We start from the raw sequence: 24,163 nt of genomic DNA on the forward strand, positions 1-24,163 counted from the left end.
ATTCACAATCTACAGGCTTTTGTAATTCGTTAATTAGCTGTTTTGACACTTCGCTGTCCTAAGTAAGCACCCAACAATGCGCCAACAAGCTTAACCGAGAGCCAGGCTATACCGCTCAGATTGAATAATTTTTCTTGAATATCGATGGACATTGCGGATAACAAAGCAATCTCAATAATAATATAAAAACTGATGCTCATTATTGCGAAAGCCATGGCATTTCTTTTGGAAGTTCGTTTAGAAAGCCAGTAATTGAATCCGAAAAAAACAATCGGTCCTAAAAGGTAAGAAGACCAAGGGGCGATCCATTGAGCAGCATCTTCATAAAACTTCCTATCATGTCCCGGATTAATAATGTATGCATAGAAAGCTACCATTGGATAGCTTGCAATGACGGTGATTGCCAATGTGCCTATGGCAACTCCTAACGCTTTGATGCACTGTACTAAAGTCTTCATTCTGTATTTCTCTTTTTTGGTTGGTAGTTATTTGTAATATTCGAATAATATAGATTTCTCTTTTCAATCTGGATTCACTGTTCTAAAAGGTAAAATGGATATCGATCACTCTATGTCCTTCAGTGTAAAAATCTCTTCGACTGGAACCTGAAAATATCGCGCGATCTTTAGTGCAATCATAGTCGATGGAATGAATTTCCCAATTTCAATAGTGCTGATGGTTTTACGAGATACACCAATATGGTTTGCTAACTCACTTTGACTCAGACGATGTTCTGCCCGAAACACATGGATGCGATTTTCGAGTTTCACATTCATACATCTGTATTTGATGACTCACCTTCATTCTGCCACTGAAACAAAATAAAAAAGCTAATGCTAAAAACAGCCATCATGAAGAAGAGTGTAAGATTTAAGTAAAACTCAGTAGGAAATGCTGAGCTGAGTTTAGTAGTCATTGTTGTTATAAAAGCAAGCAATAAAAGAGTTAGAATCCAAGATACTTTACAGGCTTCATTCATTTTCTGATAAGAATAACTATCAGTGTCAGATAAAACGGATCGTTCACCAGGTAGTATATATCTCCACTTCACAAAGATGGCGGCTAAAAGAACTATGACGAACGATGCGAATAAGCCCTTAGCAATGATCTCCAAGATGCTTTTAACCTCATTTTCAACGAGGTAAAATCCTGTTTTCACTGCAAAAATCAATGACAGCAACAACATTGTTAGAAATATCAGTCGTCGATAAGTATCAACCTTATCAGCACTCGAAGTTTTGTGATTACTCATTGTAATTAATTAATTATGTAACATTATAGTGTCATTATGATAATTATAACTATCAAAATGATACCTTAGGGTTTCAATTTAAACACAATTCTTTTACGGGCAAAGGATTGGATATTTTTTATTGCTAATAGAAAATTGAAGGATGGGTGACAAATTGAGCATTTGGAATTAAATCATACACGATATGGAAGAAAAAAGTAGCGACGTAATTGAATTCATTAGATCACGTCAAAATGAGACCAGGCAAAAGGATGGATTTGAATTGACTAAGATGATGCAAAGAATAACTGAGTTGGAACCTGCCAGATGGGGACCATCAATAATTGGTTTCGGTAGCTATGTCCATAGATATGAAAGTGGAAGGGAAACAAGATTGCCTTTAATTTCCTTTTCGCCTAGAAAGCAACATTTGGTTTTATACGTGCTCAATGGATTTAAAAGTCAAGAAGAGCTATTGAATGATTTGGGTAAACATAAAACGGGGAACATATGTCTTTATATAAATAAGCTTGCCGATGTGAATATCGAAACTCTGGAACACATTATTGCCGCAGCTTATAACAAGAACAAGGAGTACAAAGGATAGATAGCCCAATCCAAATTAGTAGAAACTATCAGCCAGTCAATTTTAACCTGTTTTTTTGATATGGAACCACTTGATGGTTGTTTCATCAGTTTCTAAATAGCAAGAGTTACTTTATAAGTTTTTCTCTTTTAAAATGAGAAAAACCTGAGAAACTCACACGAGTTTGTCTGATCTTTGCACTTTAGATACGCTACGTCAAAATTTTCTCAAAGACTAGTTGGAAAAGTTGCGGCCAAAAAAACTCAGTGCGTAGAAATGTGGTATTATTAAAATTGAAAGAAGATGCAAAATGATCCAGAATTAGACCCAAAACAGCTTGGCCGGGTCTCTTCCGATTTTGTGAAAGTAGCTGAGCCACTAAGAGAAGCCTCATATGCAATCCGGAAGCAAGACTATTCCAAATATCCAATATTTCCTATGTGTCAGGTGAGCCAGCCAATAGGGCAAGTTTTAGTTGAAGCGTTTCAAGCAGAAAATGACTGGCATTACTATGCTTCTTTTTTGGAGGAGTTTACACAACGGGGTTTAATTGCAGATGAAAAAATCTTCAAAGAAAATTTTAAAGATCCGGATGAATTTTGCTGCCTCTTCGTAATAGATCATGAGTTTACGAATTTCGTATTTGTGCCCTATCCGATTGATTAATAGATCAATCTAAAATCCAATATTGGGCATAGATACTAGAAATATTTACCATCGATACTGGCTCTGGGAGGGCAGTTTTTTTTATTTTCTAAGATGCCTCTCCATCAGTTTTGCTTCCACATCTTCGAGATTTAATCCCTGATCTGATAACAGAACAAGGAGGTGATAAAGTAAATCTGAAGATTCTTCTACTAGCAGATCTTTTTTACCATCCATGGCTTCAAGAATCACTTCAGTAGCTTCTTCACCTACTTTTTGGGCAATCTTTTTTGTACCTTTTTTGAAGAGTTCGGTGGTATAAGACTTCTCCGATGGATTTTCTTTTCGCGATTGAATCACACCTTGTAATTCATGCAAGAATCCTGTTGGTTCTTTGTCGCCAAAGCAGGTATAGGTTCCCTTATGACATGTCTCACCTTCTGGTATTACTTTGATGAGATAGGTGTCATTGTCACAGTCTTCAGCGATGCTTACCACATTCAGGAAGTTTCCGGATGTTTCCCCTTTGGTCCATAGTCTATCCTTACTTCGACTGTAAAAGGTGACTTTACCTTTCGCTTTGGTTTTTGCTAAAGACTCATCATTCATATAGCCAAGCATAAGTACCTGGTTGGTTTGTGCGTGCTGGATGATTGTTGGAATTAAATTCATCGTACTGATATGTTTTGATCTTTTAAGAATGATTTTAAGGTAGGTATCGGAATCTCTCCAAAGTGAAACACACTTGCGGCAAGCGCTCCTGTTGCGTTGGTTTTTTCAAATACCTCCTTGAAGTGCTCATTTCTTCCCGCACCTCCTGAGGCAATTACAGGAATACTCAGAGTTAGAGAAAGCTTATTGGTGAGCTCGATAGCAAAGCCTGCTTTGGTACCATCGTGTAGCATGGAGGTAAGTAATATTTCGCCTGCACCCAATTTTTCTACTTTTTTCGCCCATTCACCCACGTTCAATTCAGTTGCTTCTCTTCCTCCTTTGACGAAGACTTTCCACTCATCATCAACCATACCAGCATCGATAGCAATTACCACGAACTGGCTGCCAAACTCATCGGCTATTTCTTTTACCAAATTAGGATTTCGAACCGCTGCAGAGTTGATACTTACTTTGTCTGCACCAGCATTGAGAAGAATACTTACATCTTCTATAGAGGATATCCCACCGCCCACAGTAAATGGGATGTTCACTTCATATGCGATTTGTTCTACAAGCTCGGCGAAAGTTTTCCTGCCATCCACAGTGGCTGTAATGTCAAGAAAAACAAGCTCGTCAGCTCCTTCGCTGACGTATCGTTTTGCAAGCTCAATTGGGTCGCCAGCATTACGAATATCTACAAAATTGACGCCCTTCACAGTTTGTCCGTCTTTGATGTCCAGACACGGTATGATTCGTTTTTTAAGCATTGATTTCGGATAATTCTTTTAGGGTAACTCTATTTTCATAAATGGCTTTGCCTACGATCGCTCCCTCTAGTCCATTTTCCTTCAATTTGATTAAGTCATCAATAGAACTAACACCACCACTTGCAATGAGCTTAAGATCTGGTATTTTCTTTAGAATAGAATTATAGAGTGCGAATGAAGGTCCTTCCAGCATGCCATCTTTGGAGATATCGGTTGATATGACGTATTCGATTCCTTTTTCAACATACGCAGAAATAAATGCTTCGATTTCTTGATCAGTACCTTCTTGCCATCCTGATACTGCAATCTTGCCTTCCATCGCATCTGCTCCTAAAATGATTTTATTTGCTCCATATGCTGTGATCCAAGAGGAAAAAAGTACAGGTTCTTTTACCGCAATGCTTCCTCCTGTTATCTGGCATGCACCACATTCAAATACGATTCGAAGATCTTGGTCAGACTTCACGCCACCTCCAAAATCGATTTTCAATTTCGTCTTGGTCGCTAATTTTTCCAATACCTTCCAATTCACAATGTGCTCAGCTTTAGCACCATCCAGATCAACCAAGTGTAAGTATTGCAAGCCTGCGTCTTCAAATGATTTAGCCACCTCAAGTGGATCTTCATTGTATATCTTTTTAGTATTATAATCACCTTTGGATAAGCGTACACATTTTCCTTCAAGGATATCTATGGCTGGTATTATTCGCATATGTTCTTGTTATTTGGTATTGTCATTCCTGTTTCAGCGCGGTTAAATCAGGAATTCCTTTAGTTAATGAGATTACTCCGTGAGCAGAAATTACAGTTATAGTTGGGTTCATATTCTCAAAAAGTTCTCAATCAATCTTCTTCCACTATCTGCTGATTTTTCAGGGTGAAATTGCACACCATAAAAGTTACCTTTCTGAAGAGCAGAGGTGAACGGGATTAAATATTCAGTTTCGCCAACCGTATCTGGTCCAACTTCGACATAGTAGCTATGAACAAAGTACATGTTTTCATCATTTCCAATGTCTTTGAAAAGTGGACCTTTTGTTTCATTGAAGTCATTCCAGCCCATATGTGGAACAAGTCCTTTGGGCGGAAACTTCTTCACTTTCTCATCAAAGATTCCAAGACAGTCAGTATCTCTTTCTTCCGAATAGGAACACATCAATTGCATGCCAAGGCAGATTCCCAGGAAAGGTTGCTTAAGAGAAAGAAGTACCTGATCAAGTTTTCGTTCCTTGAGGTAACTCATAGCAGATTTAGCTTCACCAACTCCGGGGAAAATCACTTTTTCAGCGGCTTGTAGCTCAGCGGGATCATCTGTAAGTTTTGATTTTACGCCAATACGATCCAGTGCATTTTTCACCGATCGGATATTGCCAGCATTGTATTTAACTATTGCGATCATAATTGTGATTTGTAACGTAACACCCACACGGTCCCCTCAAGGGGATATTTCCTCTGAATAGAATAAGTAGTAAATCCCCCTTTGAAGGGGGGAAGGGGATGTTGTTTCCATTCATAAAATTCCCTTTGTACTTGGTAGAATGCCAGACTCATTCGCCCTCACAGCCATCTTTATTGCACGGGCAAATGCCTTGAAGATAGACTCAACCTTATGATGATCATTGTCACCTTCTGCTTTGATATTGAGGTTGCATCTTGCGGTATCAGAAAATGATTTGAAGAAATGAGAAACCATTTCAGTGGGCAATTCTCCCAGATGTGTTGCCTTGAATTCAGCATTCCACGCTAACCATGGACGTCCTCCAAAGTCAATAGCTACTTGAGCAAGACAATCATCCATTGGCAGTAAGAATCCATAGCGCTCGATTCCTTTCCGTTCCCTGAGCGCGTCATTAAAAGCAGCGCCCAATGCCAAAGCTGTGTCTTCAATAGTGTGATGTGAATCAATGTTGAGATCTCCTTTTACCAGAACATTCAATCCTATGGATCCATGCCTGGCAATTTGATCCAGCATGTGATCGAAGAAAGCTATTCCTGTTGATATCGAGCTGCTTTTGGCGTCATCCAGATTGACTTCAATTTTGATTTTAGTTTCTGAAGTTGAGCGCATACACTGTCCGATTCGTCCGTGAGACTTATATTCTTGTTTTTGCAGCGCTGCGATAAGCTTTAAATTTTCTGAAGGCGTACCTACAGTTATCCTTAGGCAGTTCGCGACTAATCTTGAGCGATTCCTTACTACAATACCTTTTGCTAAAAGATCGTCGTAAGCCTTTTTTGAATCATTAAATTCTACCAAAAGAAAGTTAGCGGCTGAAGGGTAAACCTTTTTTATTGCTGCTATTTCTCTCAAAGCGGAGATCAGTTTCGTTCGTTCTTCTATGAGAATAGATACTTGTTTTTTTATTTCCTCCGGTCGCTCCAATGCTGCTATTGCTTGCTGTTGAGTAATGGAGTTTACATTATAGGGAGGTTTGATTTTATTAAGTATATCGACTACTTCCTTACTTCCAATACCAACTCCGAGTCTTGCTCCTGCTAGTCCAAATGCTTTGCTGAAGGTCTGCAGAATGAATAAGTTGGGTGTATTGTTCCCTACAAGTGTCTCATCACTGAAATCAACATAAGCTTCATCTACCACAACCAGACCATTAAAATTGTCAGCTAGAGAGAGTATGGTTTGGGTATCAATTTTGTTTCCCGTTGGGTTGTTTGGAGAGCAGATGAAGATCAGCTTAAGGGTTGGGTTTGAAAGTTCATCTTTTATTGATTCAGGGTCAATTTGAAAATCTTCATTGAGAGACTTTTGAATTTCCGTCACATTGTTGATTTGAGCGCAAACAGCATACATGCTGAAAGAAGGTGTGAATGTGAGAATCTTATCTTTCCCCGGCTCGCAAAAAGCACGAATCAAGAGATCAATGAGCTCATCACTTCCATTTCCAAAAATCAATTGGCTAGAATCCGTATTTCGAAAAGCAGCAAATGCTTTCTTTAAATCAATTAGTGATCTGTCTGGATAGCGGTTGAGTCCAAAGCCAAACGGATTCTCATTGGCATCCAGGGATACATCAGCAAGTCCATCGAATTCATCTCGTGCACTGCTGTATGGTTTCATTGCCAATACATTTGGCCGGGTAATTTTGTTGATATCAAACATTCTTTTCGTCTTTATTTCCCTCTTTGGAGGGAGAATTGTTCAGCATTATTTTCTCCATCACTTGAATTTCAGGAAGGTTTCAACTTCTCTAATCTCAAGCTTACTGCATTTTTGTGCCCTTTTAACTGCTCAGCTTCTGCCATTTTCTCTAGATGTGGGCCTAGGTTTTTTATGCCCTCTTCTGTCAATTTTTGAAAGGTTATTTTTTTTACGAAACTATCCACAGAAACTCCACTGTAGTTCTTGGCATAACCATTAGTTGGTAATGTATGATTGGTTCCACTTGCATAATCACCGGCACTTTCACAACTCCAGTTTCCTAGGAATACACTTCCTGCTACAGTGACCTTTTCAGCAATTGCATCGACATTTTCTGTGGCAATAATCAAGTGCTCTGGTGCATATTCATTGCTGAATTCTACAGCTACATCGAGCGACTCTAAAAGAATAGATCGGCTGCTTGCCACTGCTTGTTCTGCTATTTCTTTTCGTGGGAGGTCTTCAATTTGTTTTTGAAGCTCTATCCCAACTTCAGCAATCAATTTTTCAGAATCACTTACCAATACAACCTGACTATCCGATCCATGCTCTGCCTGAGAGAGTAGGTCTGCTGAAACAAACGCTGGATAAGCAGAATCATCAGCAATAATCAACACCTCGCTAGGGCCGGCAGGCATATCAATTGCTACTCCAATCTTTTGTGCCATTTGTTTGGCAGCTGTTACATATTGATTTCCAGGGCCAAAGATCTTATCTACTTTTGGAATGGATGCTGTGCCGAAAGTCATCGCCGCAATAGCCTGAGCTCCGCCTGTTAAGAATATTTTTTTGATTCCCAAGAGTTTACATGTCCAGCCAATTACTTCGTTCAATCCTCCAGATTTATCAGCTGGAGTACACACCACAATTTCATTGCATCCAGCAATTTGTGCAGGTATTACTAACATCAATAACGTTGAAAACAAAGGAGCTGAGCCTCCAGGTATATAAAGACCGACTTTTTGTATAGCTATACTTTTTCGCCAGCAGGCAACGCCCTGCATTGTCTCAATTACTCGAGTCTCTTCCTTTTGGGAGCCGTGGAATTTTTCAATATTGGATTTGGCTACCTTAATCGCCTCAGCCAATTTAGAGTCAATTGTAAACGTTTTGTCAGTTAGACTAATGGACAAGCTGTCAAGTTCAACTTTATCAAATTCCCTACTGTAGTTTAGTAGCGCCTGATCTCCATTGACTTGCACTGTTTTCAAAATAGAAGCTACTTTATTCTCCAACTCAGCTGGATCGAAGGCAGGCCTTTTGCAAAGTTGAGGCCATTGGGACTTGTCAGGATATGTGTATTTCTTCATCTCTAAATTCAATCGATTTATACAATCATTTTTTCAATAGGACAAACCAGAATACCTTCTGCTCCCTTTTCTTTTAGTTGATCAATCACTTCCCAGAAGTCATCTTCTTTGATTACGCTGTGAACACTACTCCATCCTTCATCCGCGAGCGGAAGAACAGTCGGGCTTCTCATGCCGGGTAGTAGCTCAATAATTGACTTTAAATTCTCGTTTGGAGCATTCAGTAGAATGTATTTGTTTTGTTTTGCTGATTTTGCTGCTTCTATTCTGAATAACAGTTTATCCAGGATTTGTTTTTTCTCAGAAGTCAACGTGGTATTGGCAACCAATATCGCTTCGCTTTTCAGTGCCACTTCCACTTCTTTAAGCCCATTTGCTAATAGGGTACTACCAGTGCTGACAATGTCAAAAACAGCGTCAGCAAGGCCAATGCCTGGAGCAATTTCTACGCTACCACTTATCACCTCAACTGTAGCTTCTATTTTATTCCTTTCTAAGAAATTCCTAAGAATTACCGGATAGCTTGTAGCTATTCTTTTGCCAGAAAACCAAGCCAATCCGAGGTATTCTTCTTCTCTTCGAATGGCCAGTGACAGGCGACATTTAGAAAATCCGGTTCGGTTAATGATTTCTACTGGCTGCTGTTTTTCCAGGTATTCATTCTCCCCAACGATCCCTATATCGGCAACACCTTCGGCAACATATTGCGGAATATCATCATCTCTGAGATAGAAGATCTCCAAAGGAAAATTGGAGGCGGTAGACATCAATTTGCCACCATTGTTTATTTTAATACCGCATTCTTTTAGCAAACCCATGCTTTTCTCATTCAGGCGTCCGTTTTTCTGTACTGCGATTTTTAGAATTTGATCCATATGCTTTGATCGTTTTGCTTTTCCCGAACCTTCCCAAGTGGAGGTTGTTTTGATTAATTAGTTCTTTGACTTCTATTTTGTTTTTGAAATGCTAACCATACTCAATGGTTTTCTGTCCGTAGTAACAAAAAAAGGCCTGTCGGTAATCCGACAGGCCTTTGTATTTATTTTTTATATACTATAGCATCATCTTCTCACCTCCTTCGAGTGAAGTTGTAATGATGTACATGATGCTGTAGAGTATTTGTTCTCATTTCTATCGCAAATATATATCGATTTTTTTATTGAGGATTATCCAGCAAATCTTTGACTTACTGCATCCCAGTTTACCACATTAAAAAATGCGTTGATATAATCTGGCCTTCTGTTTTGGTAATTCAGATAATAGGCGTGCTCCCAGACATCAAGTCCTAGGATTGGCGTACCAGCGCATCCAGCATTTGGCATCAATGGATTGTCTTGGTTTGGTGTTGAGCAAACTGAAACAGTGCCATCATTATTCTTGCAAAGCCACGCCCAACCACTACCGAATCGAGTAGCTGCAGCATTGCTGAATTCTTCTTTGAACTTATCAAAAGAGCCAAATGCACTGTTGATAGCATCAGCTAAAGCACCTGAAGGTTCACCGCCACCATTAGGACTCATCACTTCCCAGAATAAGGAGTGATTCCAGTGACCGCCGCCATTGTTTCTTACTGCTCCATTGTCTGAATGATTTTTTACCAGATCTTCCAGAGACTTTCCCTCCAGATCAGTTCCTTCTATTGCTCCGTTCAGTTTTGCAACGTATCCTGCGTGATGCTTGCCATGGTGAATCTCCATTGTTTTTGCATCTATATGTGGTTCCAATGCATCGTGTGCATACGGTAGGTTTGGTAATTCAAAAGCCATAATTATGTGATTTTATAGTTCCTTAAAAAAATGATTTGTGAAGATAACAAGAGTATGGCATGTTTAGTTGCCTCTAAGCTTTTTAAAGAAGTCTTTTAGTAAAACTTCACTTTCGCTTGCCATCACTCCAAGTTTTAGCTGAGTTTTTGGGTGAATAATGGCTTTGCTGAAGTTGGAAAAGCCCCGTTCTTTGTCCAGAGCCCCAATTACTATACGGCCGATCTGTGTCCAAAAAAGTCCCCCAGCACACATGCTGCACGGTTCCAGTGTGACAAACATGGAGCATTCGTTTAGGTATTTGGATCCTAAATGATTTTGCGCTGCTGTTATCGCTAACATTTCCGCATGTGCAGTGGCATCATTCAATCGCTCAGTCCGGTTGTGATCTTTTGCAATGATCTTATTTTCACATACGATTACTGCACCCACTGGAATTTCACCCTCTTCATATGCATTTTGCGCTTCATTGAGTGCTTGTTTCATGAAGTGCTCATCACTGTAGATACTTAGGCTCATTATTTCTCCTCCACTTTCACGCTATTCATTATCTGTTTGGCTATTGGCTGATATGTGTTCATTAGACGGGCTTTGCATCCAAAATTGAACAATAACACCTGCTTGTTGTATGAAGTGTACTGGATATAAGTGTAGTATCGTGAAGATTTTGGTCCAGAAAAAGCATTTTCGCTTTTCAACGAAGACACAAACTCAAAGACTATGAATTTTTTACCGTTGACTTCTTTAATCGCATCTTGAATAAATTCAACATCATCAAACATGGACTGAATGGAGGCTTTGTAAAAGCCATAAACGATCTCATCATCTTTGGAAGTCCATCGCATAGGGTTCCAGTTGATGCCGAGATCTACTTCTCTGTCCATGGTTGAGTGCATAGCCAGTGGTTCACGTGCAGAAACAAATTTTTGCATCCGATCACTTGTACTCATCAAAGTGAATGTAGAAGGGACTTCATAAGATATTTCATCGTTGATCTGGTGCTTGACCATCTTATCTTGTGATGCGACAACCAGTGGTAAAATGCCAAATAAGAATAGTGCGAAATTTTTCATGAGCTCAAAGCTAAAAACTTGACGGGTATTTTGGGACGATGATCCTACCTTTGCGCCTTTATTTTCAAATTCATCAATTTAAGAGATTTATGCTACGCACACATACTTGTGGAGAATTACGTTCAGAACATGTTGGACAAACCGTGACACTTTGCGGATGGGTGCAAAAGCAAAGAGACAAAGGTGGTGTGGTATGGATTGATCTTCGAGACCGATACGGAATCACTCAATTGATCTTTGAAGAGGGTGTGACCGAACCGTCAATTATTGATCAGGCAAAGAAGATGGGGAGAGAGTTTGTTGTAAAAGCTACCGGTGAAGTAGTAGAACGCTACTCAAAGAATGACAAAATGCTGACGGGAGATGTTGAGATTCGAGTGAGTAAGTTGGAATTACTTAATGCATCAAAAGTGCCTCCATTTACTATTGAAGATGAGACAGATGGTGGTGAAGATTTGCGGATGAAGTATCGATACCTCGACATCAGAAGAAATCCCATCAGGGAAAAACTCCAGCTGCGGCATACCATGATGCAGAAAGTGAGAGAGTACCTGAATACAGAAGCATTTTTTGAGGTGGAAACTCCGTACCTGATAAAATCGACTCCTGAGGGCGCACGTGATTTTGTGGTGCCATCTCGCATGAATGAAAATGAGTTTTATGCACTACCACAATCTCCACAAACATTCAAACAGCTGCTTATGGTGGCTGGGATGGATCGATATTTCCAAATTGTAAAGTGTTTCCGAGACGAAGATTTACGTGCAGATCGTCAGCCTGAGTTCACGCAAATAGATTGTGAAATGACTTTTGTAGAGCAGGAAGATGTGTTACAGACGTTCGAAGGAATGACGAAGTATTTGTACAAGGAAATTAAAGGAATTGAATTACACGATTTCCAGCGTATCAGCTATGATGAGGCAATGATAAAGTATGGCTCTGACAAACCTGATTTGCGTTTTGGAATGGAATTTCATGAGCTGAATGATTTGACTCAAGGGAAAGGCTTTGTAGTTTTTGATAGCGCTGAACTAGTCGTGGGAATCAATGCTCCAGGATGTTCTGAATATACCCGAAAACAACTGGACGGACTTACTGATTTTGTGAAGAAGCCTCAAATTGGGGCTAAGGGACTTGTTTATGTGAAATGCAATGAGGACGGGACATTCAAGTCCTCTGTAGATAAATTCTTTGATCAAACAGCACTGAAGAGCTGGGCTGATAAATTTGATGCCAAGCCTGGAGACTTGTTATTAGTTCTCGCCGGAGAAACAAATCAAACAAGAAAAGCACTCAATGAGCTTCGTTTAGAGATGGGCGAGCGATTAGGTCTCAGAGATAAGAACAAAGTGGCTGCTGCTTGGGTATTAGATTTCCCACTTTTAGAGTGGGATGAAGAAACAAATAGATATCACGCGATGCATCATCCATTTACTGCACCAAAACCTGAAGATGTAGAAAAGCTAACATCAGATCCCGGTGCTGTTAAAGCCAATGCCTATGATATGGTAATCAATGGTGTGGAGGCAGGTGGTGGATCTATTCGAATCCATGATCGAGAGATGCAAGCCAAAATGTTCGAAATATTGGGTTTCAGTAAGGAAGAGGCAGAAGCTCAGTTTGGGTTTCTAATGGGCGCATTCGAATATGGAGCACCACCACATGGCGGAGTTGCTTTTGGATTTGATCGATTGTGTGCAATTATGGCAGGTGAGCAAAGCATTAGGGATTTTATAGCCTTCCCAAAAAATAATGCCGGAAGAGATGTGATGATCGATTCTCCATCTAAAATCTCCAATGCACAACTTGATGAGTTAGGATTAAAACTAGTAGAACCAACAAAATCGTAGCTTTTGGTACTTTTTTTACTAACTTTTCCAGTCTAAAATCACCCTAATGACTAAGAAGTTTTTACTTTATTCCGCGCCGTTTTTTATCCTATTCGGAGCATTATCGCTCTTCGAGCCGTATTTGTATCGACATTTATTTGCAAGCACAGACATAGATCGTTTAGCTGGTAAAGAATTTCAAGTGATTGCTCACAAAGGAGCTTCTGGATTGGCACCAGAGAATACAATGGCTTCATTCAAAAAAGCAATCGAGCTTGGTGTAGATCAAATTGAGCTAGATGTTCGCCATACTAAAGATGAAGAAATCGTGGTATTTCATGATCAAAGGTTAGATCGGGTAACGAGAGATTCTCTGGGCAACCCGGTGACGGGTGACATCCATGATTACACACTTGAAGAGATCAAGCAATTTGAGGTAGGCTCATGGTTTGACTCTCAGTACAAAAACGAAAAAATCCCTACCCTTCAGGAAGTATTAGATTTTGTAGATGGCAAAGTCACGGTGTTGATAGAAATCAAGCACATGGATCATCCACATTATCACGATTTTGCCGAGAAGTTGGTGGATGTGGTTCTAAGTGAAGAGAATGGTGAGGATTGGATTATCCTGCAGTCGTATGAACCAAAATACCTGGATGAGGTACATGAACTTGACCCTCTTATTCAGACAAAGGCACTTATTATCGGGGAAGATTCTGCTCCACTTATAGCTTTTTATGTAGAAACAAGGATTCACATGGGAAGAGCCAAAGAGAGTAACCGAATGAAGGCTATCAATCCTCAATGGGAGACGCTTTCTCCAAGGCGTGTTTTTCAGATGCACGCTAAAGGTTATGAAGTGCATGCATACCCGGTAAATACACGAGAGGATATGATCAAAATGTTGAATGCCGGTGTTGATGGAATTATCACAGATTTCCCCAACGTAGCAATTCAGCTTCGCAATGAGATTATGAGACTGGGACAGGAAAAGCAGTAGTTAATTCTGCTTCAGCTGCAATGTAGCCAAACGCATCCCAACTCGGACTTTCTAAAATTTTCAAGAAAACTTCGTTGGCTTTGTCCACATTCCCTTGTTGCTGATACCAATTACCTATGCCGTATCCTAACGTAGGATTGATATCGCCACCTTCAGGAAATGCTTTTGTCAATAAATTCTGATCATTTTTTTCACCTTTAAAAAGTAATAGCAAATCCAGGTAAGCATCGTTTTCTACCATTGTCATTTTGCTACTAATGGTTTCTAGAAGTCCTTGGGCCAATTCAGCATTTCCAATTTTCTTATAAGTCATGTAAAGCCAATAAGAAGTGGCTGCCAATAAATCGTCATTGTCACTATACTCCATGCATTTTTTGTATGCAGAGATGGCTTTGTCAAACCTGCCATTTAGGTAATGTGCCAGCCCGTAATGATACCATATATTGAATTTATCATTACCCAATGGCTTATTAAGTTTATTTGGAATGCCATCTGGTTCGATTGCATTAGGTGCTCCAACACTGTAAAAAGCGGCCATTTCAAAATCTTCAATGGCTTTATCCAGTTGCCGCGTTGAAATGTACCTGTGACCTCTGTGCCTTCTTAACTTATACGATGTAGGAAATTTTTCCAATCCAGCAGTATATACTGCAATAGCGTCAAGATATCTTCCCAAGTATGCTAGCCTTCGGCCATACCAAATGATTAATTCAAGGCTATCAGGATTGGCATCAAGGCTTGTTTTTGCCTCTTGAAGATTCACTTCTAGTTGCTTTTTAGCACTTTCGGAGAGTTGTTTTTCAGGAAGTTCCTCACCCATGAAGTTGTAAACCTTAGTGGGATCTTTCTCAGTTTTCACTTCTGAGGCAATTGATTCATGATTTGATGAATTGCCGCCGGATTGACATTGAAAAAATAGTGCTGCGATTAAGATTAGGTGGATTGTTTTCATTGGTTTATTCTTTCCAGTTTGGATATCCAGGTTGTTTTAGTTCTTCGCCATTTTTAGCTTCTTTCACCATGTCTCTCACCTCTTTCAATAGCTCTTTGGCATCATAAATCACGCCATCTTTGATCGTGTATCTCACACCACCGACACGGGTGATCTCATTATCTTCAGTAAGCTTGATAGCTCCAGTACCATAGAGCACCTTAAGATTAGCCAATGGGTTCTCTTCTAAAACGATTAAGTCGGCCATTTTCCCTACCTCCACAGTGCCAATTTCTTTTTCCATTCCTAACGCTTGAGCGCCCATCAATGTAGCCGATCGAATCACCTCTAACGGATGAAAGCCAGCTTCTCGGAGGAGTTCGAGTTCACGGATGTAGGCAAATCCATAAAGCTGGAAAATGAAGCCAGAGTCAGATCCTGTGGTCACTCGCCCGCCACGATTCTTGTATTCGTTGACGAAAGTCATCCACAGCTTGTAGTTTTCTTTCCAGGCCACTTCCTCTTCAGTCCCCCAAAAGTGCCAGTAAGACCCATGGGAAACTTTGCTTGGCTGATAAAATTTCCAAAGTGAGGGTAGCGTATAATCTTGATGCCAATCGGCATTTCTCGATCGCATCAGGTCACGGCTAGCTTCATATATATTAAATGTAGGATCTAAAGTGAAATCCAATTCCAACAACCTATTCATAACCTCATTCCATTTTTCAGAATAGGGCTTTGCAGCCTGCTGCCAGAGCCTTCCCGCTTCTCCAAATCGATCTTGTTCATTCTGGTAGTTGTAATCCACTGGGTAATCCTGAACTACCCGATCGTCAAACATGGCTTCCGGCAAACCATACCAATGTTCCATGGATGTTAATCCTGCTTCGGCAGAATTGAGGACATTCCACCACCCTACATTAAGCTGAGCATGATGGCAGGCCGAGCGTAGGCCCAGACGCTTATTTTCTTTGAGGGCAGCTTCCATTACTTCAGGAGAAGCTCCAAAAAATTTAATACCATCAGCTCCTCTACGATAATTAGCTCTAACCCATGAAATTGCTTCTTCTGCATTGATGATTGGTCCCTTTAATACTTCGCTAGAGACTGAGCGTTCGCCCGGCAAGTTTCGTGTTATTTTAACATCTTCAAGATTTTGACCAAATGAGGTATAGGCCAGAATCCTTGGCGCCGTTATTTCATTATTTGTACTTCTATTTTTATGTGACAACACCCAATCGAGTCCATTGCCGGCAGAAGGATCTCTTACTGTTGTAATTCCATGAGCTAACCAAAGCTTAAATACATATTCTGCTGGAGTGCCCTGGCTGCTTCCACCTATGTGCCCATGCATATCTACAAACCCGGGTAGCACATACATTCCTTCTGCGTCTATTTCTGTTCCATTTCCTACGAGTTTGGGACGTCTTTCAGGATTTATTTCAACTCCAGGGTAACCAACAACCTGAACTTTCGTAATCCTATTTTTTTCGATAACAATATCGACAGGTCCAATTGGAGGAGCACCATTACCATTTATAAGAGTAGCTCCCCGAATGATTGTCATGTCGAATGGACCGTCACCAGCAGTTCTTGATGGGGCAGGAGTGATTTGTGCCATTGAAACGTCTAAGACAAAAAAAACGAAAAGAGTGGTTAAGAATTTTTTCATGTTTTGTGATGTATTAACTTTTAGCTCAGATTTAAAAATAATCAATTCGACAGTATGGCCGCAGTAGAATCTAATATGATGCCCTTAGGAACGGTAGCTCCAGACTTTGACTTACCTGATGTGGTTTCGGGAGAAAATAAGACATTAGAGGATGTCCAGCTTGAATATGGTCTTGTTGTAATGTTTATCTGTGCGCATTGCCCGTATGTAAAAAATATTGAAGAGGAGATAGCGGTTGTAGCTAGACAGTATACAGAGCAAAAAATTGGTTTTGTAGCAATCAGTTCAAATGATTCGAGTGCATACCCAGACGATGCGCCGGAAGGTCTTAAAGCACAAGCAGAAGAGTTTGAATTTTGTTTTCCATACTTATTTGACGAATCTCAGGAGGTAGCAAAAGCTTATCAGGCGGCGTGTACACCTGAATTTTATTTATTTGATGAGGAGTTAAAATGTATTTATCGTGGCAGGTTTGACGCAAGTACCCCCGGAAATCCAGAACCTGTTACTGGTGACGATTTAATAAATGCCCTGGAAGCACATCTCGAAGATGAACCCCAAGCTGAGGATCAAAAACCTAGCATAGGATGTAGCATTAAATGGAAGTGATTAGCCACATTCTCCCATTTCATCGTATAGCTTTCTTAGGTCTTTTATGAATGACTTCACAGCGCTGGGTTCCTTGCCAAACTCATAAGTCACTCTTTTAGAGCCCTCTGGTGTAGTTATTTCAATCCACTCAGCACCTCCATCTGTACAGTCTGGACAACCAATAGTTTCCTCCAATTCAGCAAAGGCAACTAAGTCAACGCTGGAAACAATTGACTCATAAGAGTCGAAAGACTTTTCACAGCTTCTTTCTTCCAACTCTGGATTCAATCTAGGGATAACGGTCTTGATGACTTGTCCATCGGATATTTCAAGTGTTTGTGTACAATAGCCGGCACACATTCCAAAGCTTGTTCCAAAGACTATTTTTTCTATATCTGAACTTTGCACTTCCTCTTGACAGTTAGAAATTAAGACAGAAATTAACACAAACGTTAGCGAAATCAGTTTCATACCTTAAATCATTGCTCAAAGCAATTTACAATCAAATCAAATGCCAAAGGGCTTCCACGATCATTTTATGGTCAAGTTCCAATTATGTAAATTGCGCATCCATTTTATGCCATGAGTATACACGGAAACATTAAAATAGTAACTACCCATCAGCTTCAGGAAATGAAGGCGAAGGGGGAGAAAATATCCATGCTTACAGCCTATGATTATTCCATGGCTAAGATCATTGATCAAGCTGGTGTAGATGTCATTCTGGTTGGTGATAGCGCCTCCAACGTCATGGCAGGTAATGAAACAACCCTACCAATTACACTGGATCACATGATTTGGCATGCCACCTCTGTTGTAAAAGCGGTTAACCGTGCACTTGTCGTTGTGGATGTTCCTTTCGGAAGCTATCAGGGAAGCTCGTCTGAAGCACTTCGTTCGTGCATCAGGATCATGAAGGAATCCGGCGGCCATGCTGTGAAAATGGAAGGTGGAGTGGAAATCAAAGAAAGCGTATCACGTGTGTTATCGGCCGGAATTCCGGTGATGGGACATTTAGGGCTGACCCCACAGTCGATATATAAATTTGGAACATATACAGTTCGAGCAAAAGAAGAAGTGGAGGCTAAGAAACTTATTGAGGATGCCAAAATCCTTGAAGAACTTGGATGTTTTGCCATTGTACTGGAAAAAATCCCTTCCGAATTGGCAAAGAAAGTATCCGAATCTATTTCCATCCCTACGATCGGAATTGGAGCTGGCCCAGATGCTGACGGTCAGGTGCTGGTAGTTCATGATATGTTAGGCATTACCCAAGATTTTAAACCACGTTTTCTTCGACAGTATGCTGATCTTAATACCATCATGAAAGATGCTTTCGAAAACTACGTTTCCGACATTAAATCCCAAAAATTCCCCAACAAAAAAGAGAGTTACTAACAACGTAGGTTGTAGAAACTATTAACGTGAATTAAACTAAATAAGCAAAACTTACACTGATTCAAATGGCGAAGATTATTTACACACACACAGATGAAGCACCAGCTTTAGCTACCAAATCACTACTTCCAATCATAAAAGCATTTGCGGGAAAAGCTGGAGTGAATGTCGAAACAAGAGATATTTCACTTGCTGGAAGAATCATTGCAGTTTTCCCAGATTTTCTTTCAGAAGATCAACGCATTGGTGATTCGCTTACTGAACTAGGAGAAATTGCCAAAACTCCAGAAGCAAACATCATTAAGCTGCCAAATATCAGTGCTTCAATTCCTCAGTTAATGGAAGCGATAAAGGAGCTTCAATTATTGGGTTACGCATTGCCAGATTATCCAGTTGAGCCATCAAGTGATAAAGAAAAAGACATTAAGGCTCGCTATGACAAAATAAAAGGTAGTGCTGTAAACCCTGTACTACGCGAGGGAAACTCAGATCGCAGAGCACCCAAGGCGGTGAAAAACTTTGCTAAAAAGTTTCCACATAGTATGGGAAAGTGGAGTTCAAGTTCTAAATCACATGTCTCAAGCATGAGTGAGGGTGATTTTTATGGAAGTGAGAAATCAGCCACAGTTTCGGAAAAGACGCAAGTGAAGATCAATTTTGTAGCTGCAGATGGTAGTTCCAAACTATTGAAAGATAGCTTCCCAATACAGACTGATGAAGTTATTGATACTTCAGTGATGAATATGGGAAAGTTAAAATCTTTCATAGCTGCTGAAATTGAAGATGCAAAAGAAAAGAATGTTTTGTTTTCATTACATATGAAGGCAACCATGATGAAAGTATCTGATCCAATCATTTTTGGTGCAGCTGTTGAGGTTTACTACAGCGATGTTTTTGAGAAGCATGCAGCACTTTTTGTTGAGCTTGGTGTAGATGCCACGAGTGGTATCGGTGATGTTTACAATAAGATTCAGTCACTGGATGAAGCTAAGCGAAAAGAGGTTGAAGCCGATATCGAAAAAGTCTACGAGACACGACCAGCGTTAGCCATGGTCAACTCCGATAAAGGCATCACTAACCTTCATGTACCGAGTGATGTAATCATTGATGCTTCCATGCCAGCAATGATTCGAACCTCAGGTCAGATGTGGGACAAAGACAATAAGACACAAGACACTAAGGCAGTGATACCGGACAGATCATACTCAGGTGTGTATCAAACAGTGATCGAAGATTGTAAGAAAAATGGTGCGTATGATCCTACTACAATGGGGAGTGTGCCAAACGTAGGTCTAATGGCTCAAAAAGCAGAGGAATATGGATCACATGATAAAACCTACCAGTTGGATACACCAGGAAAAGTTCAGGTGGTGGATGCGGATGGAAATGTTCTTTTAGAGCAAATCGTGGAGTCTGGCGATATCTTTCGAATGTGTCAGGTGAAAGATGCACCGGTACAGGATTGGGTAAAACTTGCAGTGAACCGTGCCAAAGCCTCTGGCGTGCCGGCTGTTTTCTGGTTAGATAAGAATCGAGCTCACGATTCGGAGTTGATCAAGAAAGTTGAAAAATACCTGCAAGATTATGAAACTTCAGGATTGGAAATTCACATCATGTCTCCAATAGAGGCCACCCAATTTTCAGTAGACAGAATTCGAAAAGGTCAAGACACAATCTCTGTAACGGGCAATGTGCTTAGAGACTATCTAACTGATTTATTTCCAATATTGGAAGTTGGAACCAGTGCTAAGATGCTTTCAATCGTTCCATTGATGAACGGAGGAGGGTTGTTTGAAACAGGCGCTGGGGGATCCGCACCAAAGCATGTTCAGCAATTTGTAGAAGAAGGGCATTTGAGATGGGATTCTCTGGGCGAGTTTCTAGCCTTGGCGGTTTCACTGGATCACTTAGGTGAAAAGTACAATAATAAGCGGGCAAAAGTCCTTGGCGAGGCACTTGATAATGCAACTTCAAAGCTCTTGGAAGAGAATAAATCGCCTTCAAGAAAAGTAAACGAGATCGATAACCGAGGCAGCCATTTCTACCTTGCAATGTATTGGGCAGAGATGCTAGCCGATCAGGATGAAGATGTTGAATTAAAATCTACGTTTGAAACTATGGCTCACAAATTAGCAGCTAATGAAGCTAAGATCACTGAGGAATTGATTGCAGCTCAAGGAGCACCTGTGAATATTGGAGGGTATTATCAGCCAGATGAAAAAATGGCCACTGCAGCTATGCGAGCAAGTGTGACCTTGAATCAGATTATTGATTCAATTTGAAATCAGCAAATTGGTCTTTGGTATTTCTGAATATGGATCTTGATGTGTAGTAATTAGCTATTGATAATAAATCATTATTTATAACCTATTTTAGGTGAGATTGATCGATTTAAATCAATAAATAAATTATCATTTGATAATTTAGGTGAATGACCACAACCACCCTAACGCACGAACAACGTTTACACTTCTTTGATCACAATAACCATAAAATAATGTGGTGTGACTATAGCAAATCAAGTGAGCAAGAAATGATTTCCTTATTGATAAAAGCAGTTAATCTCGGTAAAACCTCTGGAAATAAACTAAACATTCTATCTGATTTTAGCAGCACACCAAAATGCCCCGAGTTTAATAAATTATTGAAAGGGTATGGGAAGGAATTCTACGAGGATAGTGTCTCAGTAAGAGTTGCAATCTTAGGAATTGACAGTACGCTGAAACGTGTGGTTGTAAATGCAACAATGGCAATCACACGAATCAAAAATGTGAAACTATTCGAGACTAGAGAAAATGCTATTGAATGGTTAATATCATGACTGGCGCATCATAACATTGTGATCAATTCTTCAGTTCCTCCTGCCGAAAGAAAAGCTAGTTCTGCTATTTACAAATCTTCCGGTCTGATCAAAGATGTAAACGGTATTGAAAGTGCTGTTCCCTAGATTCAGGGAGGTGTTCATATAGTTGCCAAAAACAACATTATTCAACTGGCCCAATTCACCCACCGGATAGTTCATCAAGCGAGTATCATTTGCCATAAAGCTTTTAAAATCTGATTGATACGGTTGATTGAGTGCAGCCTCAGTAGGCAGTTTCAGTTGAAACGTTCTTGGTATGGCATCATTTGATGAAATCTCTGGAAATAACACTACGGGTTTATTCCGCGAAAGGAATGATGATTTTTTGGTGCTCTCTTGTCCATAACTTACGATGGATAATAATAGCATAAGGGGCCATATAAACTGTTTCATTTCTTAATCAGAATTATTTTAAAAACCGAAAAGCCAATCCTATTCTTTTGAAAGCAAGGAAGCCAGCTTGCGCTAACTTCCTTTTTGGGTCAATTATATCATCCTACCTCAATCATTTCTTCCTGCTCTGCTAACATAAACGGCTGGTGATACCAGCGCTTACCAGTAGCCTGATACATGGCATTAGCCACAGCAGCAGCGATTGGAGGAAGTGAAGGCTCTCCTAAACCAGTTGGGTCAATCCCATTCTCAACGAAAAACACTTCAATTTCAGGAGGTGCTTCCGTATGTCTGATCAGTCTGTATTGATCAAAATTGTTTTGAACCGGAGCGCCTTGGTTAAAGTTAACCTGGCTGTACATCGTATGACCAATGCCATCTACGATGCCTCCTTCAATTTGATTGATTGCACCCTCCTTGTTCACAACTATTCCGCAATCCACCGCACACCATACTTTTTGCAGCTTCAGGTCATTCCCGTCTTTCACCACATCTACAACTTGTGCCACATATGAATTGTGACAGTAGTAGGCAGATACGCCTCTAAACACACCTGCCGGTTTATTATCCCATCCGGATTTCTCTCTCACAAGTTTCAAAACACCAGCATATCTAGCTGCGTCGTAATCATTACGATCGCCAACAGGATTGCTGAGTGCTCGATCAAAAAGTTCCAGCCTAAAATCAATCGGATCTTTACCGGCAGCTTCTGCTACTTCATCCAAAAATGCTTGTTCGGCACCAGCAACAAAATTTGATCTTGGTGCTCGCCACGCGCCGGTAGATATGTTGGTATCTATGTTGATATTTTCGACTTTGAAGTTGTCGACCGTACCGGCAGGGAATCTATCCTGGAACAAGGGACTTCCCGGGATGCCAGCACCTTTTGCCTGAAATGCAATCAACTGACCACTATCATCTAAAGCCGCCTTGTAGTTTACACGATACGCCGGACGATAGGTGCCTTGAGTAAGGTCATCTTCTCTTTTGTACATCAGTTTTACTGGTCCTCCTATCTTTTTAGAAATTGCCACTGCTTCAACTCCGAAATGACCATATAGTCTTCTTCCAAAGCCTCCACCCATTCGTGTCATATCAATAGTGATATTTTCTTCCGCCATTCCGAGCAATGAAGAAACAGACTTTCTTAGATATTCCGGAGTTTGAATCGGGCCAACCAGTGTTGCTTTCTCAGCGGTTACATTGGCAAAGAAATTCATTGGTTCCAAGGTGTTGTGTGCGAGAAATGGTGCACTAAACGTTCGGTCTACTACTTTGGCTGCTGACTGTGAAGCTTTGGCAGGGTTTCCATCCTCTCTTGCCACTTCTCCTTTTTGCGACATGGCATCTACTAATTTTTTGGCATGATCTGCACTGCTTTCCGCTGGAGTATCCTGTTCCCATAGAATTTTCAATTTTTTCTTAGCCTTCATCACTTGCCAGGTACTTTCGCCAGTGATGACTACCAATTCATTAAATGCGTTTACATCCGACCATTGAGGCTCACCAACAGTTGTATCAATAGTGAAAACATCCTTGATACCCGGCATTGCTTTGGCTTCTTCAGCATCCAATGACTTTAATTTCATGCCAAATGCAGGGGGATGTTCTATCATCGCGATGGTTGCTCCATCTTCCATATAGTCTATACCGAAAAGGGGCTGTCCGGTGACAATCTTAGGAGCATCCACATTTTTAACACCTTTGCCAATGAGCTTAAAATCCTTTGGATCTTTTAGTTCAATCTCCTCCGGAATAGGTATCGATACAGCTTCAGTAGCTATCTCCCCATATCCAATGGTATCTCCAGTTTTATTATTGGTGATTTGACCTTTATCAGTAGAAAGATCAGCAATTGATACTTGCCATTTTTTGGCGGCCGCTTCCATAAGCAGTCTTCTCGCAGCGGCTCCAGCCATGCGAAGACTTTGCCAACCCTGACGAATGGATTGACTTCCTCCTGCCAGCTGTCTCCTAAAGTTATCAGTGTCTAGTCCTGCCTGTTCCACCTTCACCATGCCCCAGTCTACATCCAGCTCCTCCGCGACTATAAGTGGCATGGATGTTTTCACGTTTTGTCCAATTTCAGGATTAGGTGATAGGATCGTTACTTCTCCATTGTCAGCGATAGTGATGAAGGCATTGATGTTAAACCATTCTTCAGGAATACTTATGGCTTCACCAGGAGATGTACATGAAGCCAGCCAGTTAAAACCTATCATGATTCCGGCACTACCAGCAGCAGATACTTTCAAAAAAGATCTTCGATTAATTTCTGTTTTTATGAGTGTCATAATTAG

At 40.5% G+C, this 24,163-nt stretch carries 25 protein-coding genes and 2 pseudogenes; 8 read left to right on the top strand and 19 right to left on the bottom strand.

Features of this window, described 5'->3' with window-relative positions:
- Positions 1-29: 29 nt before the first annotated feature.
- From ABJG98_RS14605 to ABJG98_RS14615, 3 genes are all read right to left on the bottom strand, one after another.
- Positions 30-458, bottom strand: coding sequence for a hypothetical protein (locus ABJG98_RS14605; protein ID WP_348280278.1), 429 nt, complete (start codon positions 456-458; stop codon positions 30-32).
- Positions 459-563: 105 nt separating this feature from the next.
- On the bottom strand, positions 564-776 hold the full coding sequence (locus ABJG98_RS14610) for a helix-turn-helix transcriptional regulator (protein ID WP_348280279.1): 213 nt from the start codon (positions 774-776) through the stop codon (positions 564-566).
- Positions 773-1,252, bottom strand: coding sequence for a hypothetical protein (locus ABJG98_RS14615; RefSeq protein ID WP_348280280.1), 480 nt, complete (start codon positions 1,250-1,252; stop codon positions 773-775). The genes ABJG98_RS14610 and ABJG98_RS14615 overlap by 4 nt, the downstream gene beginning before the upstream one ends.
- A 184-nt stretch (positions 1,253-1,436) precedes the next feature.
- On the opposite strand from ABJG98_RS14615, the gene ABJG98_RS14620 reads away from it, so the two are divergent.
- Both ABJG98_RS14620 and ABJG98_RS14625 read left to right on the top strand, forming a co-directional pair.
- Positions 1,437-1,838 carry a DUF1801 domain-containing protein gene (locus ABJG98_RS14620; protein WP_348280281.1) on the top strand — a complete coding sequence of 134 codons (402 nt, stop codon included), beginning with the start codon at positions 1,437-1,439 and terminating at the stop codon, positions 1,836-1,838.
- 282 nt (positions 1,839-2,120) lie between these two features.
- A complete protein-coding gene (locus ABJG98_RS14625; protein WP_348280282.1) occupies positions 2,121-2,483 on the top strand; it encodes a hypothetical protein in 363 nt (120 codons plus the stop codon).
- 81 nt (positions 2,484-2,564) lie between these two features.
- On the opposite strand, the gene hisIE is transcribed toward ABJG98_RS14625, so the two are convergent.
- The 11 genes and pseudogenes from hisIE to ABJG98_RS14680 form a co-directional block, all read right to left on the bottom strand.
- Positions 2,565-3,134 (bottom strand): bifunctional phosphoribosyl-AMP cyclohydrolase/phosphoribosyl-ATP diphosphatase HisIE, encoded by a 570-nt coding sequence (hisIE, locus tag ABJG98_RS14630; protein WP_348280283.1) that lies wholly within the window; start codon positions 3,132-3,134, stop codon positions 2,565-2,567.
- Positions 3,131-3,883: an imidazole glycerol phosphate synthase subunit HisF gene (gene hisF / locus ABJG98_RS14635; RefSeq protein ID WP_348280284.1), complete on the bottom strand. Its 753-nt coding sequence runs from the start codon at positions 3,881-3,883 to the stop codon at positions 3,131-3,133. Before hisF ends, hisIE begins: the two co-directional genes overlap by 4 nt.
- Positions 3,876-4,595 (bottom strand): 1-(5-phosphoribosyl)-5-[(5-phosphoribosylamino)methylideneamino]imidazole-4-carboxamide isomerase, encoded by a 720-nt coding sequence (gene hisA / locus ABJG98_RS14640; protein ID WP_348280285.1) that lies wholly within the window; start codon positions 4,593-4,595, stop codon positions 3,876-3,878. Before hisA ends, hisF begins: the two co-directional genes overlap by 8 nt.
- 108 nt (positions 4,596-4,703) lie before the next feature.
- A complete protein-coding gene (hisH, locus tag ABJG98_RS14645; protein ID WP_348280286.1) occupies positions 4,704-5,282 on the bottom strand; it encodes an imidazole glycerol phosphate synthase subunit HisH in 579 nt (192 codons plus the stop codon).
- 111 nt (positions 5,283-5,393) lie between these two features.
- A pseudogene (gene hisB / locus ABJG98_RS14650) lies at positions 5,394-5,957 on the bottom strand (imidazoleglycerol-phosphate dehydratase HisB); the annotation flags it as partial.
- A gap of 42 nt (positions 5,958-5,999) precedes the next feature.
- Positions 6,000-7,001, bottom strand: a pseudogene (hisC, locus tag ABJG98_RS14655) (histidinol-phosphate transaminase); the annotation flags it as partial.
- 68 nt (positions 7,002-7,069) lie between these two features.
- Positions 7,070-8,350: a histidinol dehydrogenase gene (hisD, locus tag ABJG98_RS14660; RefSeq protein WP_348280287.1), complete on the bottom strand. Its 1,281-nt coding sequence runs from the start codon at positions 8,348-8,350 to the stop codon at positions 7,070-7,072.
- Positions 8,351-8,367: 17 nt separating this feature from the next.
- Entirely contained in the window at positions 8,368-9,225 is an 858-nt protein-coding gene (hisG, locus tag ABJG98_RS14665; protein WP_348280288.1) for an ATP phosphoribosyltransferase, read from the bottom strand.
- A 291-nt stretch (positions 9,226-9,516) separates the two neighbouring features.
- Positions 9,517-10,116, bottom strand: a complete 600-nt coding sequence (locus tag ABJG98_RS14670; RefSeq protein WP_348280289.1) for a superoxide dismutase — start codon at positions 10,114-10,116, stop codon at positions 9,517-9,519.
- A 63-nt stretch (positions 10,117-10,179) separates the two neighbouring features.
- Positions 10,180-10,632 (bottom strand): nucleoside deaminase, encoded by a 453-nt coding sequence (locus ABJG98_RS14675; RefSeq protein WP_348280290.1) that lies wholly within the window; start codon positions 10,630-10,632, stop codon positions 10,180-10,182.
- Positions 10,632-11,186, bottom strand: a complete 555-nt coding sequence (locus ABJG98_RS14680) for a hypothetical protein (protein WP_348280291.1) — start codon at positions 11,184-11,186, stop codon at positions 10,632-10,634. The genes ABJG98_RS14675 and ABJG98_RS14680 overlap by 1 nt, the downstream gene beginning before the upstream one ends.
- A gap of 89 nt (positions 11,187-11,275) precedes the next feature.
- On the opposite strand from ABJG98_RS14680, the gene aspS reads away from it, so the two are divergent.
- The gene (gene aspS / locus ABJG98_RS14685; protein WP_348280292.1) at positions 11,276-13,036 is read left to right on the top strand and encodes an aspartate--tRNA ligase; all 1,761 of its coding nucleotides are present in this window, start codon (positions 11,276-11,278) and stop codon (positions 13,034-13,036) included.
- A 46-nt stretch (positions 13,037-13,082) separates the two neighbouring features.
- Positions 13,083-14,015 (top strand): glycerophosphodiester phosphodiesterase family protein, encoded by a 933-nt coding sequence (locus ABJG98_RS14690; protein ID WP_348280293.1) that lies wholly within the window; start codon positions 13,083-13,085, stop codon positions 14,013-14,015.
- Here ABJG98_RS14690 and ABJG98_RS14695 read toward each other — a convergent pair.
- Complete coding sequence (locus ABJG98_RS14695) at positions 13,987-14,967, bottom strand: tetratricopeptide repeat protein (protein ID WP_348280294.1); 981 nt, start codon at positions 14,965-14,967, stop codon at positions 13,987-13,989. The two genes, ABJG98_RS14690 and ABJG98_RS14695, sit on opposite strands and share 29 nt — an antisense overlap.
- A gap of 4 nt (positions 14,968-14,971) precedes the next feature.
- Positions 14,972-16,618 (bottom strand): amidohydrolase family protein, encoded by a 1,647-nt coding sequence (locus ABJG98_RS14700; RefSeq protein ID WP_348280295.1) that lies wholly within the window; start codon positions 16,616-16,618, stop codon positions 14,972-14,974.
- 54 nt (positions 16,619-16,672) lie between these two features.
- On the opposite strand from ABJG98_RS14700, the gene ABJG98_RS14705 reads away from it, so the two are divergent.
- Positions 16,673-17,227, top strand: a complete 555-nt coding sequence (locus ABJG98_RS14705; RefSeq protein WP_348280296.1) for a thioredoxin family protein — start codon at positions 16,673-16,675, stop codon at positions 17,225-17,227.
- Here ABJG98_RS14705 and ABJG98_RS14710 read toward each other — a convergent pair whose 3' ends face one another.
- On the bottom strand, positions 17,228-17,680 hold the full coding sequence (locus ABJG98_RS14710; protein ID WP_348280297.1) for a hypothetical protein: 453 nt from the start codon (positions 17,678-17,680) through the stop codon (positions 17,228-17,230).
- Positions 17,681-17,791: 111 nt separating this feature from the next.
- On the opposite strand from ABJG98_RS14710, the gene panB reads away from it, so the two are divergent.
- The 3 genes from panB to ABJG98_RS14725 all read left to right on the top strand — a co-directional run bounded on the left by panB (position 17,792) and on the right by ABJG98_RS14725 (position 21,428).
- Entirely contained in the window at positions 17,792-18,607 is an 816-nt protein-coding gene (gene panB / locus ABJG98_RS14715) for a 3-methyl-2-oxobutanoate hydroxymethyltransferase (RefSeq protein ID WP_348280298.1), read from the top strand.
- 65 nt (positions 18,608-18,672) lie between these two features.
- The gene (locus ABJG98_RS14720) at positions 18,673-20,889 is read left to right on the top strand and encodes an NADP-dependent isocitrate dehydrogenase (protein WP_348280299.1); all 2,217 of its coding nucleotides are present in this window, start codon (positions 18,673-18,675) and stop codon (positions 20,887-20,889) included.
- 149 nt (positions 20,890-21,038) lie between these two features.
- Positions 21,039-21,428: a hypothetical protein gene (locus tag ABJG98_RS14725; protein WP_348280300.1), complete on the top strand. Its 390-nt coding sequence runs from the start codon at positions 21,039-21,041 to the stop codon at positions 21,426-21,428.
- 30 nt (positions 21,429-21,458) lie between these two features.
- Here the strand turns inward: ABJG98_RS14725 and ABJG98_RS14730 are convergent, their stop codons facing one another.
- Both ABJG98_RS14730 and ABJG98_RS14735 read right to left on the bottom strand, forming a co-directional pair.
- Positions 21,459-21,863, bottom strand: a complete 405-nt coding sequence (locus ABJG98_RS14730) for a hypothetical protein (RefSeq protein WP_348280301.1) — start codon at positions 21,861-21,863, stop codon at positions 21,459-21,461.
- Between the two features lie 98 nt (positions 21,864-21,961).
- Positions 21,962-24,157, bottom strand: a complete 2,196-nt coding sequence (locus ABJG98_RS14735) for a molybdopterin cofactor-binding domain-containing protein (RefSeq protein WP_348280302.1) — start codon at positions 24,155-24,157, stop codon at positions 21,962-21,964.
- Positions 24,158-24,163: the final 6 nt, after the last annotated feature.

Source organism: Ekhidna sp. (assembly GCF_039960695.1).
Lineage (GTDB): Bacteria > Bacteroidota > Bacteroidia > Cytophagales > Cyclobacteriaceae > Ekhidna.

Excerpts from the sequence above, each read along its gene's own strand:
- ABJG98_RS14605 (WP_348280278.1), bottom strand. The coding sequence starts at position 458 with ATGAAGACTTTAGTACAGTGCATCAAAGCGTTAGGAGTTGCCATAGGC.
- ABJG98_RS14610 (WP_348280279.1), bottom strand. The coding sequence starts at position 776 with ATGAATGTGAAACTCGAAAATCGCATCCATGTGTTTCGGGCAGAACAT.
- ABJG98_RS14615 (WP_348280280.1), bottom strand. The coding sequence starts at position 1,252 with ATGAGTAATCACAAAACTTCGAGTGCTGATAAGGTTGATACTTATCGA.
- ABJG98_RS14620 (WP_348280281.1), top strand. The coding sequence starts at position 1,437 with ATGGAAGAAAAAAGTAGCGACGTAATTGAATTCATTAGATCACGTCAA.
- ABJG98_RS14625 (WP_348280282.1), top strand. The coding sequence starts at position 2,121 with ATGCAAAATGATCCAGAATTAGACCCAAAACAGCTTGGCCGGGTCTCT.
- hisIE (WP_348280283.1), bottom strand. The coding sequence starts at position 3,134 with ATGAATTTAATTCCAACAATCATCCAGCACGCACAAACCAACCAGGTA.
- hisF (WP_348280284.1), bottom strand. The coding sequence starts at position 3,883 with ATGCTTAAAAAACGAATCATACCGTGTCTGGACATCAAAGACGGACAA.
- hisA (WP_348280285.1), bottom strand. The coding sequence starts at position 4,595 with ATGCGAATAATACCAGCCATAGATATCCTTGAAGGAAAATGTGTACGC.
- hisH (WP_348280286.1), bottom strand. The coding sequence starts at position 5,282 with ATGATCGCAATAGTTAAATACAATGCTGGCAATATCCGATCGGTGAAA.
- hisD (WP_348280287.1), bottom strand. The coding sequence starts at position 8,350 with ATGAAGAAATACACATATCCTGACAAGTCCCAATGGCCTCAACTTTGC.
- hisG (WP_348280288.1), bottom strand. The coding sequence starts at position 9,225 with ATGGATCAAATTCTAAAAATCGCAGTACAGAAAAACGGACGCCTGAAT.
- ABJG98_RS14670 (WP_348280289.1), bottom strand. The coding sequence starts at position 10,116 with ATGGCTTTTGAATTACCAAACCTACCGTATGCACACGATGCATTGGAA.
- ABJG98_RS14675 (WP_348280290.1), bottom strand. The coding sequence starts at position 10,632 with ATGAGCCTAAGTATCTACAGTGATGAGCACTTCATGAAACAAGCACTC.
- ABJG98_RS14680 (WP_348280291.1), bottom strand. The coding sequence starts at position 11,186 with ATGAAAAATTTCGCACTATTCTTATTTGGCATTTTACCACTGGTTGTC.
- aspS (WP_348280292.1), top strand. The coding sequence starts at position 11,276 with ATGCTACGCACACATACTTGTGGAGAATTACGTTCAGAACATGTTGGA.
- ABJG98_RS14690 (WP_348280293.1), top strand. The coding sequence starts at position 13,083 with ATGACTAAGAAGTTTTTACTTTATTCCGCGCCGTTTTTTATCCTATTC.
- ABJG98_RS14695 (WP_348280294.1), bottom strand. The coding sequence starts at position 14,967 with ATGAAAACAATCCACCTAATCTTAATCGCAGCACTATTTTTTCAATGT.
- ABJG98_RS14700 (WP_348280295.1), bottom strand. The coding sequence starts at position 16,618 with ATGAAAAAATTCTTAACCACTCTTTTCGTTTTTTTTGTCTTAGACGTT.
- ABJG98_RS14705 (WP_348280296.1), top strand. The coding sequence starts at position 16,673 with ATGGCCGCAGTAGAATCTAATATGATGCCCTTAGGAACGGTAGCTCCA.
- ABJG98_RS14710 (WP_348280297.1), bottom strand. The coding sequence starts at position 17,680 with ATGAAACTGATTTCGCTAACGTTTGTGTTAATTTCTGTCTTAATTTCT.
- panB (WP_348280298.1), top strand. The coding sequence starts at position 17,792 with ATGAGTATACACGGAAACATTAAAATAGTAACTACCCATCAGCTTCAG.
- ABJG98_RS14720 (WP_348280299.1), top strand. The coding sequence starts at position 18,673 with ATGGCGAAGATTATTTACACACACACAGATGAAGCACCAGCTTTAGCT.
- ABJG98_RS14725 (WP_348280300.1), top strand. The coding sequence starts at position 21,039 with ATGACCACAACCACCCTAACGCACGAACAACGTTTACACTTCTTTGAT.
- ABJG98_RS14730 (WP_348280301.1), bottom strand. The coding sequence starts at position 21,863 with ATGAAACAGTTTATATGGCCCCTTATGCTATTATTATCCATCGTAAGT.
- ABJG98_RS14735 (WP_348280302.1), bottom strand. The coding sequence starts at position 24,157 with ATGACACTCATAAAAACAGAAATTAATCGAAGATCTTTTTTGAAAGTA.